At 42.3% G+C, this 12739-nt stretch carries 6 protein-coding genes; all 6 read left to right on the forward strand.

The window, feature by feature from the left end; all coding sequences use genetic code 11:
• The first annotated feature begins 222 nt into the window (after positions 1-222).
• Genes brxE through pglZ form a run of 6 tightly spaced genes read left to right on the forward strand, consistent with a single transcriptional unit; the run spans position 223 to position 12736 of the window.
• A complete protein-coding gene (brxE, locus tag ACN5NT_RS02870; protein WP_419174432.1) occupies positions 223-774 on the forward strand; it encodes a BREX-6 system BrxE protein in 552 nt (183 codons plus the stop codon).
• A gap of 1 nt (position 775) precedes the next feature.
• Positions 776-1543, forward strand: coding sequence for a hypothetical protein (locus ACN5NT_RS02875; protein ID WP_419174433.1), 768 nt, complete (start codon positions 776-778; stop codon positions 1541-1543).
• On the forward strand, positions 1543-2157 hold the full coding sequence (locus tag ACN5NT_RS02880) for a BREX protein BrxB domain-containing protein (protein ID WP_419174434.1): 615 nt from the start codon (positions 1543-1545) through the stop codon (positions 2155-2157). Before ACN5NT_RS02875 ends, ACN5NT_RS02880 begins: the two co-directional genes overlap by 1 nt.
• Positions 2158-2168: 11 nt before the next feature.
• Complete coding sequence (gene brxC, locus ACN5NT_RS02885; RefSeq protein WP_419174435.1) at positions 2169-5780, forward strand: BREX system P-loop protein BrxC; 3612 nt, start codon at positions 2169-2171, stop codon at positions 5778-5780.
• Positions 5777-9844, forward strand: coding sequence for a BREX-1 system adenine-specific DNA-methyltransferase PglX (gene pglX, locus ACN5NT_RS02890; RefSeq protein WP_419174436.1), 4068 nt, complete (start codon positions 5777-5779; stop codon positions 9842-9844). Before brxC ends, pglX begins: the two co-directional genes overlap by 4 nt.
• Positions 9845-12736: a BREX-6 system phosphatase PglZ gene (gene pglZ, locus ACN5NT_RS02895; protein ID WP_419174437.1), complete on the forward strand. Its 2892-nt coding sequence runs from the start codon at positions 9845-9847 to the stop codon at positions 12734-12736. It begins immediately after the preceding gene.
• The last annotated feature ends 3 nt before the right edge of the window (positions 12737-12739 follow it).

Here is a 12739-nt window from a genome sequence, read left to right on the forward strand (position 1 = left end):
TGATAGTATGTGTGCTGATGACTATATCAAACTTTGCTTAATTTGCACTCTTTGCTAGTATCGTGTGTTTCGATAACACTTCGCTTATTTGAGCATTTAATACCAATAGGTGTAAGGATATTTATGTGTTTATTGATGGTTGCAATGTATTGATTGAGCTAGGATACGTTTGTTTTACAGGTAGAGACCTCATCGAGAGCGAGTGAATAACGGGAGTATGAAATGAGCAGTTCAGATATCGATATAATTTTACATGCCCAACTCATTATTGCCCGCATGGGCGAAAAGGAGTTGATGAATTGGTGGAATACAGACATCGCCTATGAAATGGGAGGAGCTGATTTTTTGCAGAGGCTTTTGGGCGATACGATAGCCCCTCTTTCAGCTGGTGAGGCCATTTTACGGGCAGCGTATCTAAAAGAGTCTCAATTAGTAAGCGAGATGCCGAACAGTCAAAATGTTTACACATTGTTTAGACCAGAACCTGAGATGGGTGTTGCTCTCGAAGAACGACTCAGGCACTTCAAGCGTTATCCTGAAGATGTGCCAAAAGAAATTTCACAGATTCTTGATCCCAAGAAGGATTGGACACCAGACGATCTTGTAGATCTCATAAAACCAGAGAAACCAGTTACGAGCACAGGGTCAAGTTTTGGCAGAGAAATTGAAAAGACAGTTGGGCTCGGAATGGTTGATGTGATGACAAATATGGCTTCAATATTAAAGACAAATGAGAAAGGCCGTTATGTTTTGACCTTTTATAGGGAAGCATAGCATGAGTATCCAAAGTTGCTATCAGGTACGCCACTCATCTGCCCTTAATAAGATCAGTGGACGTCTACCCGAAGGCCGAGAGTTTATAGCATCATTTGATGTTCTTTTATCTGTTCCGCAGAATGCCAAAATCGCCTGTATTGACCGGTGGTATGGGAACGCCAGTGAACGAAAATGCAATGAGCTGACACGCCATTTTAAGCAGAGATATGTGATCACATCCGAAAATTTTGAATCGCTTCAGCTTTATAATCAAAAGACATCCAGAGATGATTTCCCATGGATTAATCATTTTTACATGCTTCTGGATGATCCATATTACCGTTGGGCCACAACAGATTTCATGCCAGACCGTTTTCAAAGCGGTTTGATAGAGATCCCACGATCACGTTTCGATCAAGAGTTAAAGAAACAACTTCCAGAAACAGTGGGTGCAGGGAGCCTTGCGAGATATGGCCAGAATCTGTTAACCGCCATCCGCGATAATGGATTACTTGAGGGGAAAGGGAAGAAAATCATCGTCAGCCCTGCCCTTAATGTGAAGACAATGGCATTTATGCTTTACACTCTCTCTGATCTCGGAGTTGGTTCCAATGATTTTGATATGTCTCCATTGTTTCGATCTATATTAAAACCCCGTGATCTCCTGGTCCCTCTTTTCTCCGAGGGCGAGCAGTTAGGCTACTGGGATTTTACAGGGGACAGAGAACGAATAAAGTTGAACTTGAACCATCCAAATCTGAAAAGTTGGTTGGAGGCCTGCATCTGATGAGCCTAGAGAATAGAATCGATATACTAAAACAGGATCTGCTTAACCCTGCAGGGCCATGTATTAGTACTAACAGGAATTATCCATTTGCCCTTTTCCAGTATCCGCCACATGAAGAATTCAAGATGAGGGCCCGCTTGGTTGAGCTTCTTGATACGTTACGCAGTAAGGGGTGGACAATACTCAATGTGGATCTCTTTTCTACCCTTATTGACTATCTAAATACACAAGAAGATGGCGAGCTCATTGAGGCGCTTATTGAGGAAGAAAAACTCCAATACAGTGTGAACAAAAAGAACCACTCAATGCCTTTGAGTGTATTGCAAAACAGCCTAGACATATTCTTAAAGGATCCACAGGAATACCCAAAGGTTGTTTTCGACAAGATAATTAAAAAAACAGAGCACGGTGATCCTGCAAAAACTGTGATTTTTTTATCAAGAATTGGTGGCCTGTATCCATTTTACAGAACCTCATCCCTCTTACGTTATTTAGATAAGGGCATTCGAGTTCCTACTATTGTGCTCTATCCAGGTGAGCGAACAGAGCAATACTATCTCTCTTTTATGGGAGAGATGGATGCCGACAGAGACTATCGCCCCAGGATATATTAAAAGGAGAAAAAATGAGCCGGATCAAAGATGTCTTTTTTAGAAATATTGACGAAAATATCGCACCAGTAATTTACTTTCATCAACTCGAACCATCGGTTGCTGCTCAGGAAGTTGGAGAATATATATTTACCACCCGCCCCACATCCCAGGGCAATCAGTTGGGGGGGATCCATGAGCAGATGGTCTCCTTGTTAAACCAGATTTCGATTGCAATTGACGAAGGACACAAGCTGCCTGCGTCTTGGATCTCAGGATTTTTTGGCTCAGGTAAGTCATCGTTTGCAAAACTCTTGGGGCTAGCCCTTGATCGTATGGAACTCCCGAATGGGACCACCATGGATAAGGCTCTACTGGAACGGGATGACACTCCTAACTTCAAAGAGCTTCATGATGTATTTGAGAAACTTAGCGGCCAGATAGATAGTATGGCTGTAATCTTTGATATCGGAACAGCAGCAAAAAATAATGAGAGTACCCCGCATACGATTTACCGTCATATTCTACAAAAGCTTGGGTATTCACGTCATGATGGCGTCGCTTACTATGAAGTCGCTCTGGAAGACGAGGGGCATTACGATGAATTTTTAACTCTGTATCAAGAACAGTACTCAAAAACTTGGGCGGAAAAGTGCAGCTCTGCTCTTGCTCCCCAACAGTTTCGGGCAATCTATAAAAAGATCTTTCCTGAACAGGATGACCTTCTAGAGACCAGTACTTTTAGCCTGAACTCGTTAAGTATTCAGAACATGGTCTCTAATTTATATCGGGTAATAGAACGACGTGTACCTGGCAAGACCATCTTTATTGTGGTTGATGAGGTCTCTCAGTACATCGATAAGGATCAGAATAAGATGCTTGACCTTCAATCTTTTGTTTCAGAGATTGGTGGGCGAGTACGAAATGGTAAAAGCCCATTATGGCTGTTGGTTACCGGCCAAGAAAAGCTAGAGGAAGAAAGCAAGGAGTCTGTTCTCTTTAAACTCCAAGACCGATTCCCTCCTGCGCTTCGTGTTCATTTAGATAGGGCCAATGTAAAAGAAGTAGTCAGTCGTAGGCTCCTAAAAAAGAAGAGTGGATCAGAGCTGGAAACCATTGTCTCAGCATCCAATTTGGATACCTTAAAACTCCATGCATATGAATGCGAAGGTGTCACCAGAGAGCAGATCATAGAGCACTATCCTTTGTTACCAGGGCATATTCCCCTGTTTATGGATATTACTCAGTGCATAAGGAGTAGGTCCGCACGCACCCAGAGTGATGCTGGCGGTGTAAGGTCTGTTCTAAATAACATATGGGATCTCTTTAACCGTGAGCCTGTGGCTTTGAAGAATAGGGCTATCGGTACATTGATGACCCTGGATATGCTCTACGATATTATAGGGTCGAGTATTGATAGTGATGTTCAGCTAACCCTCCATAAAGCCTTTGAGAAAAAAGGGACAGATACTTGGGAAACCAAAGTAATCAAAGCCATTTCTTTACTGGAGATGAATGCGGAACAGTTGCCTGTACAGTTACCGCTTCTTTCCTCTCTTCTCTATCCTGAACTTGGGGCCTCTTCTGTTGAAAATGAGGTGAAGGCTGCCCTCGAAAATCTCAAAAAAGATAATTGGATCCACTATCATGAAAAGTATGGTTGGCGGGTGCAAAATAATGCAGCGCAGGATTGGAACCGGCAAAAGAGTGAGATATCTGTACCCTCCAGCAGGATTATTGACCTCCTCATCGATTTACAAAAAGAAATTGTATCTACAATAAATCAGCCAATCCTCGATGGTGCTCGATTTCCTCTCGAGTCCTACTGGGGGCTGGAACAGAAAATTACAGGAAAAAATGATCCCACAAAGGTAACACTTTGTTTCCATTGGATTGAAAATGCAAGTAAACGCAAAGATCTGGATACGTGGATAAATTTAAGTCGGCAGCATAAGAGCATGTTCCATTGGGTTTCAGGTAACCCCAGCAGCCTGGAGAGCAAGGTAAGGGAGTTTGAACGTTCGCAAAGAATGATAGCTCGCTATAAAGGGCAGGGGGAGTTGCAGCCACTAAAGCAGCAACTCATGTACCAAGAACAGGCAGAAAGTGAACGTTTGTGGGAGGAGATTAAAAAAGAGCTCAGGCAGGTCTGGATTCAAGGAGTTTTCTTTTTTGATGGTCACTCCTTCGAAATGAGCCAGGCAGGAGCATCTTTTGAAAACGCTTTAAAGGCTGAGATTGAAAAAAATATAGGTCAACTTTTTCATAAATTTTCCCAAGGGCATATCTCAATTACAGAGTCCGATTATAGACAGCTCCTCGAAAAGGACACTTCCGGTTTAGGACTAGTGTTTTTTGATGGAGACGGTGGACTAGGGATTGCTCAGAATGATGCAGGCAGGATCATTTTCAAATGCGGTGGCCAGGTTCCTCGTTCGCTCTTCCAATATCTGGAAGAGCGAACATATTTAACAGGGGAACAACTGATCAAGTATTTTGGTGCTGATCCATTTGGTTATTCGACCTCTGTGATTAAGGCTTCTGTTATTGGCTTATTACGGGAAGAACGACTTCGCGTTATTGATAATAAAAAAAATGAAATAACCTCTATTCAAGACCCGGGCGCTAAATCCCTGTTTGAACAGCACCGGGAGTTTCTTCGTGCAGAGATTGAAATAAATAAAGAAATCACTTTAACCGGAAGAGATAGAACTACTTTACGCAAATTCTTTGAAAATTCCCTTGGGTTAAGCCACGTCGAAAGTGAGTCGGATAAACTTGCAGATCTCGTTTTTAAGCATTTCCCCGAATGGAAGGATAAGGTGTCTGAGCTAACGAACAAACTTGGAAGCCTTAATATTACTGTGCCTGAAGAGATGAAAGATTTCAACAAGGCCCTAACAGCATGCTTGGAGAATCGTCAGGTCCAAAAGACTCTGGAGCGGGTTAAGGGGAATCTGAAGATTATAGAAAAAGGTGTTGCCCGAGTAAAAGAGATTGAAGAAAGTTTTAATGAAGATACTGAAAAAGAATTGCGTCAGTTGAAAAACATACTTGAGGTTCAAGTGAAGCAGCTGGAGCAGGTGGAGGAGGAATCAACCATCCAGGATTCGATATCGTCTCTTACGAGTCATATGCAGAGTAGTACCCCCTGGCGTGGGTATGCAGATGTAAAGCCTATGGCTGTAGCCGTTGTAGTCCATTACAAACAGATACGAAAGGGCTATAAGATCCAGCAGCAAGATGAGCTGGATACTCAATTGTCTCAAATTAAGTTACGACCAGATTTTGGGGAGTTAGAGCTAGACAAGCAGCAGGAGGTACTACATCGCATCAGCAAAGTATTTATAGATGTAGATGAGGAAGCAGTGCAGCCTCAACTTTTACTCATTAAACAGACTCCAGACCGAATTCGTGAGGCCACATCAGAGGCGCATCGTTTTATGGATCAGTTGGTCAATGAGTCTGGTGCAAATGGGGATGGGCCTGAACCAGACAACCCTAAGCCAAGGGTGCATACCATACGGCTTGGCTTACGTAATAAGATTATCAGTGATGAAAATGAACTGGAGCGAGTTTTTGCCAGCTTAAAAGAGCAATGCTTAAAAGAGCTGAATGCAGGAATAAAGGTAAGGTTTGAAGAATGAGCGGATTACGGGAAACGACCAAGAGTAGTTTTAAACAGTGTGTCAACGCCATAAGAAACCGGCTGTTGGAAGACTTGGAGCAAGCCTGTTATCAGCGATATTCCCTTAATGCAAAAGATCGCAGTAAAGTTCAGCTAACCTACCAGGAAAACTATCTCTACAAAAGGCTCTTCGCCTGGCTAGAAGATCCTGCGAGAGCCCATAAGAATTGGCGATCCAATCTAAAAGACCTGATTAAAGCACGTGCCTATACCCTGACGAACCGCCTGGTTATTCTGATGCAGTTGGAATGTCGGGATTTAAGAAAGGTAAAACTCATTAGCCAGGGTATTGAGAAGTCTGTCTTTCGTACAGAGCAGGAATTTTTTGTGGCCTTAACTCAGGGTGACGACCAAGGTTTTTCTTTTATACTCCAGCAGGTATGGGATCAGTTGGCCTTAGAGCTCCCAGCATTGTTCCAGTATAACGAGGTCCACCAGTGTATACCCATTCCAGGGACAACATTGCTTTGGATGATCCAAGAACTGAACCAAGAAGAGCTACAAGAAGCCTGGAAGGATGATACTACTCTGGGTTGGCTGTATCAGTATTGGAATGACCCAGATCGCAAGGCCGTTGATGCGAAGCTAAAAAACACTTCTGGCAAGGTTGAGGCCCATGAGCTTTCTGATAAGACACAGCTCTTTACAGAACGCTATATGGTGGAGTGGCTTGTACAGAATTCCCTGGGGGCACAATGGCTTGCTATTTGCGCCAAGAATGGCTGGGCTTGCAATGCTAAAGACAAGATAGAGAAACTTATACTCAGAAGGGCCGAGTGGAATAAAAGAACTACGCTGAAAGAGGTTCTCGAAACTGAGGCAATGCCAATTAATGGCGATGAAGAGTTCTGGAAGTATTATGTGCCTCAGGATCTGGCGGAAGAAACTATTGAAGCCGCGCCATTATCTTTAGAGAAGGTTAAGATTCTTGATCCTGCGATGGGGAGTGGCCACTTTCTGGTATATGTCTTCGATTTTCTCTGGGAACTTTATCAGGACCAGGCCCGTCTTAGTAAGAAAAATTACACCCCAAAACAAATAATAGACTGGATATTAAAAAATAACCTTCACGGTATTGATATTGACAACCGGGCTGTTCAGATAGGGGCCGCAGCACTGTATATTAAAACCCAGGAGAAAGAAACCGGATATCAGGTAGAAAATCTGAATTTAGTGGCTTCTGATTTAGGAATAAGTCATCTCAAAGAGGATGACCCTGCAATTGTAGAATTTATCGAAATTCTTGAGGATGAGCTTGGTCTGAATAAAAATATAAGCCTCGAAATTATCAACGCACTCAAAGGGGCAGAGTATCTTGGGTCATTGCTTCAAGTAGAAAAAGAGATTGAGAGAATTGTGAGAATCTATCGTCTCGACACTTCCGCACTCGATGTAAAGGAAGTACAGGAGAAAATATTCCAGGCATTGGCTAACTTCATCCAAAACCATGATCAGGGAGAGGATTTAGGTGTTAGATCTCTGGCTGAGCAAATGGGGAAAGGGCTTCGACTGATTGAACTGTTGGGACAAAAATATGATGTGATTGTCGCTAATCCTCCATACTTGGGAGTTGCAAAAGTTAATAAGTCGATTGGTGACCAGATTCAACTGTATTATCAGGATGGCAAGGCTGATCTCTATTCTGTCTTTATGTTAAAAGCCTTTCAACTTGTGTCAGAATATGGAAAAGTTGCAATGGTTACTCTTCGAGGTTGGATGTTTCTCACTCAATTTGATGATGTCCGTTTGAAATTGATAAGAGAATCGAATTTCTTGTCTTTCGGCGACCTTCACCTCGGGGCATTTAGTGATATGAAAGATGTTTCTGCAACAATGTTTGTTTATCAAAAATCTAACCTTAAAAGAATATTTACTAAGATTGTAAGACCTGTTCCTAAACTTCAGATACGAAGAGATCAGTATCAGGTTGATAAGAATACAAGAGGTCTTCTTCTAGCAAACGAAGTTTACAGCTTTTCGCAATCTCGGTTTGCTGAAATACCTGGTTCTCCAATGATTTATTGGTGGCCTGAAGAGATCCGTCAGGCATATATTAAGGCTCCAAAATTAGCTGAAATAGCTGAGGTGAAACAAGGCATGTCTACAGCCAATAATGTCCGTTATGTTCGATATTATTGGGAAGTCGATAAACAAAAAATTATGATTCAAGAACAAGATTCACTAAGAAATGATAACAATACCTGGGCCCCATATGTAAAGGGGGCTGAAGGGAAAAGATGGTATCAATCATTAAGTGAAATTGTCTTATGGGAAAAAGATGGACAGCAAGTAGTATTGAACAAACCAAAATCTGTGATTAGAAATGCAACGTCCTATTTCAAGCAAGGGATTTCGTTTAACAGTATTGGGACAGATGGCTTTCTTTGCCGTTTGCGGAAATTCAAATCAATTTTTGCAGATACAGGTTCTTCCATTTTTTGTTGTGACCCAGAAAAACTCCAAGTTGTTCTGAGCTCTAACCTTTCTGGTTATATATCACATTCCCTAAACCCCACAATTCACAATCAAGTCGGGGATATTGAGAGGCTTCCCTATTTTGAGCAAATTACTGGATACACAAGCTACATAAACCGAGCAAAATCTCTTTATAAACAAATCTTCGCCTCAACAGAGTCGAACTTGGAGTATAGATATCAGCAACTGAGTTCAGGACAAATTGAAGTTGAAGAAGCCAGAATCCGTGATGAAATTGACAAGGAGTTATTACAACATTTTTCCAAGAACACAATACTGAGCATACATAAGGAAATAGGAGAATCTGTTTTCGATTATCCTCATTGGGATGGTGAACGGGACACAATTCCCCAAGACTTTGCAAAATCCTATCAAGCCGAGTTTTCTCTTCTAAGTTTAAGTCGTAAGTATCGCCTTCATCCAGACAGCCTTCTACTGATCAAGGACGAATTGGGGTTATCCCATGAAGGTTATCGAAAAGCTAAAGCCTTTAAAGATCTATCTTGGGCCATAGGAGTGTTGTTAGGGATATTTGATGCCCAAACAGGAGGATTGGTGGATCTGGCGGATGAGCGTAGAAAGGAGCGGATCATCACTCCAGATATTGAGGCCCCACAGGGGCATCCCCATGGGCTTCTTTATCTATCAAGTTTGGATGACCAGGAAGGCTTAAACCGTGAAGAGCTGTCCAATTCGGGCAAGGCCTGTTTGCTAACATTGAAAGCAATTCTTGAGTATAAATGGGGATCTGAAAAGAGTAATCAACTCTGGGATGAAATTCAGAATGCTCTAGTATTAGATTGCCGCACTGATTGGACACCAGCTCAACGCTCTAAAAAGAATCTGAATACTTGGATTCGTACGTCAGCCTTTGAGATGCATTCGTCTATCTACCAGAAACGTCCAATTTATTTCCCTCTAACTTCAGCAAAAAAGAATTTTTTTCTATGGGTGAACATCCACAAGTGGGACGATGGGACGCTAAACAGCATTTTGGCCAATTACCTGAATCCGGATATATCCTTGTTAGAAAATCGCATCAGGCGGTTACGAGAAGAACGACATTCTATTAAAGATAATCGTCAGCTTAACGCAGTAGAAATGGAGATTGCTGGTCTCGATAAACTTTTGGATGAGCTGAAGGTTTTTACTGCTAAGGTTTCTCTGTTAGCCACCCGTGGTCCTGCTCCCGAAAATCAGGAAGTTGAAACACCCTATGTTATGGATCTAAATGATGGAGTAATGGTTAATTCTGCCGCACTCTGGGAGCTGGTTTTACCGCTATGGAAAGATCCTAAAAAATGGTGGACTTCCCTATCTACGCCTAAGGGCAAAAAAGATTTTGACTGGTCCCATCTGGCAATGCGTTACTGGCCTAATCGGGTAATGGCGAAGGTGAAAAAAGACCCCTCTCTGGCTGTAGCTCATTCTGATTATGGTGAATACAAAGGGCGTGACCTCTTTGAAGAACTGCACCCTGAAGCTGCAAAGAAATGGAATGCACAGCAGAACAAGCAGAACGATAAACAATTGGAGCTTGATTTTTAAATGGGAGTCATCGCTGAGCATATAAGAAAGAAACTGGAGCAGGATCTCCGAACCAAAGGTTTATTGGTCTGGTTAGATAAGGATCATGAATTTTCTTCTCTGGTTGATACTTGGCTTGAACAGAAAAAAGAAGGAACGTTTCACTATGATATCTTTGCCTTCAGAGGTTCTTTTCTTGAGTTAATGGTAGAGAGCAAAGATGTCCTCTCAGGTAGAGGTGTACCCAAGTGTGTAATCCACATGCCTGGTTTTAATGAACAGGATATTAAAGAAACCCCTGTCCTTGAGGCGTATAAAGCGGGGCAGCGTTGGCGGGTCTCCTTAGAGACTATGATTCGGGAGGTAGCACAGGGGAGGCTCTCTGAAGATCAAACCCAATTTCTTGTATCTCAAGAGGGGCTTACCCTTTCGCAGGCTGAAGAGTTTATAAGTAATGAAGAGGACATCCCCCAGGAAATTAAGGGGCTCTTGCGTAAATATGGTGAGGATGGCTTTGTTCTTGAGTTTATTAAGAACCCGGCCAAGATCAATAAAGAACTCTGTTTAGCACCAGAGAAATGCTTCCCTCTCCTTTTGGAGTATTTTGATAAGTTGGTCGGGCTGGATGGACAGTGGCAGCATGATTGGAACCAGAATCAGATCGATTGTTCTCATCCGGATGATCAGGCAGACCTGTTAGTTGGCTATCTCATGGCTATGGAGTTTGTCCATGATTTAAAGGCAGAGCCAGGTTCAGAAAGGTTGGGGCGGTTAAAGAATAAACAGAAAGAGTATTCTAAAAAATCGAGTACGCTCCTCCATGAGCTTAGAGAAAGTGATCCAATACCTTATGTTAAATGGGCTGAACAGGTAGAAGCGAACTTAACACCAGAGGAGTGTTCGCAAAGCCCTAAGGATCTTGGGAGCCTGGATACATTTCGCTTTGAGGCAGACCTCTTTTTAAGTGAGGCAATGACCCTGCTTGAGAAGGGGAGATGGGAAGATGCTTTTGATCTGGCAAAAGTTAGATTACCAAAGGCGAAGAAGGGAAGTATCTCAAATACGTTTTGGCTTCAGCAGGATAGGAAAAGACTTTGGTTGTGGGAGTGGATAGAAGTCTCTTCTCAATTGGGAATTAAAGCAGATCAAATAAACGTAGAAGTTCAAAAGCAGAGTGCGGATGTTTTAAGCCACGAAGATCTAACTGGTTTATATGTTGATCGGTGGTGGGGGCTGGATCAAATACATAGAAGATTTTCGTCTCTTTCAGAACGTTATCAATCCACACATTCTGACCTGCATATAAAGGCGTTTATTGAAATTCGTAAATCTCTTCACTCGTTGTACAGGAGTTGCATTGATGAGCAGTCCTTGCTTTGGAATCGTCTTTGCCAAATACAAGGATTTCTACCCAAAGAAGGTCTTCAGCAAAGAAATTTCTATAGCAAATGGGTCAAGCCTACACTGCAGAAAAAAAAGAAGACAGCAATCATCTTTGTTGATGCACTCCGCTATGAGTTGGGAAATGAATTAGTAGAGGAACTGCAATCTATTTGTGGCAAGCAAGATATCTCGCCTATGTTGGCAGAGCTGCCAACAATCACAGCAGTGGGTATGAATGCGCTTGTCCCGGTGGTAAACGGTGCAAAGGTTGCGCCACTCTTTGATAAGAAAGGTGTGATTACAGGTTTCCAAGGTGGGCAAAGGCAGGTCAAGACTCCTGACGAACGGCAGAAGACCTTGCAAGAGCATGCAGGCGTTGAGACATCCTGGATTGTTCTCCATGATTTACTTTTATTTTCAGATCGAAAACTAAAAAATATTGTCGATAAAGAACTCCTGGTTGTAACGGCCCTGGATATTGACAAAATGGGTGAATCTGGTGCCTTGGCTTTTGGTATTGATTACTTTGAAAAAGGTCTGGCACGCTTAAAGACGGCTGTTATAAAGCTTAAAGAAAAGGGCTATGAGCAGTTTGTCATTACTGCTGACCATGGGTTTATTCTTGGTGATGAATCTCTTGAGACAGGTAAAGCGCCAAAGTTGGAGTGTGCTGAACGGCGATATGCATATGGATCGGAAAGAAATAGCGAAAACCTCATCTCTGCCAGTTTGAATCAGTTAAATTATTCTCATTCTGGGGCTGATGACTGGTTTATTTTTGAGCGTTCAACTCATCTGATTACCAACCAAAGTAGAACCAGTTTTTATCATGGTGGCAATACCTTACAAGAACGTGTGGTACCAGTTATATCTTTTTCTCTAGGCAAGGACTTGCCAGGTAGCTCAGGTACTTTTGAATTATCTATTCAGAAGAAATCAGATGTTTTGGGCTTCCATCGGATCGCAATCTACCCCACGTCCAAAGACTCAGGCCTATTTTCTCTACCTCAAGTCGAGGTTCAACTGGTTTCTGATGAGGGGGTTCTGGTCGAAATTGGTGATATTGTTGGGGCACAACGACAAGGGGATATTTTGACTCTTCCATTATCGAAGGAGTCAGAGGTGTATTTCAAACTGTGTAATGGACCTTGTTCAAAAGCTAAAATTTATTTTAAGACCACCCGTCGGAAAACAGTATTGGAAAACTCTGAATATCCTGAATATTTTGAGGTAGAAAACTATAGCCTTAGTACTGATGACAAAAAGCCTGAAAAGAAAACTAAAAAGGTAAAATCAGTCTCAACGAGTTATTCAGACGCAATCCCGGAAGAATATCATACCGCCTTGGCCCACCTTGAAAAGCATGGTTCTTTGACTGAGAAATTTCTTGTTAATACTTTGGGCAGTGGCAGTAGTGCAGCAAGAAAGGGGCGGCGTTTTGCCAATAAAATCGCTGAATGGCTCAAGGATCTTCCTTTTGATGTCTACATTGAGCAGACCGCAGAAGGGAAAGAGTACCGCAAAAAATAAATG

This window comes from Desulfosediminicola sp. (assembly GCF_048381775.1).
Lineage (GTDB): Bacteria > Desulfobacterota > Desulfobulbia > Desulfobulbales > Desulfocapsaceae > Desulfopila > Desulfopila ganghwensis.

Excerpts from the sequence above, each read along its gene's own strand:
- brxC (WP_419174435.1), top strand. The coding sequence starts at position 2,169 with ATGAGCCGGATCAAAGATGTCTTTTTTAGAAATATTGACGAAAATATC.
- pglX (WP_419174436.1), top strand. The coding sequence starts at position 5,777 with ATGAGCGGATTACGGGAAACGACCAAGAGTAGTTTTAAACAGTGTGTC.
- ACN5NT_RS02875 (WP_419174433.1), top strand. The coding sequence starts at position 776 with ATGAGTATCCAAAGTTGCTATCAGGTACGCCACTCATCTGCCCTTAAT.
- brxE (WP_419174432.1), top strand. The coding sequence starts at position 223 with ATGAGCAGTTCAGATATCGATATAATTTTACATGCCCAACTCATTATT.
- pglZ (WP_419174437.1), top strand. The coding sequence starts at position 9,845 with ATGGGAGTCATCGCTGAGCATATAAGAAAGAAACTGGAGCAGGATCTC.
- ACN5NT_RS02880 (WP_419174434.1), top strand. The coding sequence starts at position 1,543 with ATGAGCCTAGAGAATAGAATCGATATACTAAAACAGGATCTGCTTAAC.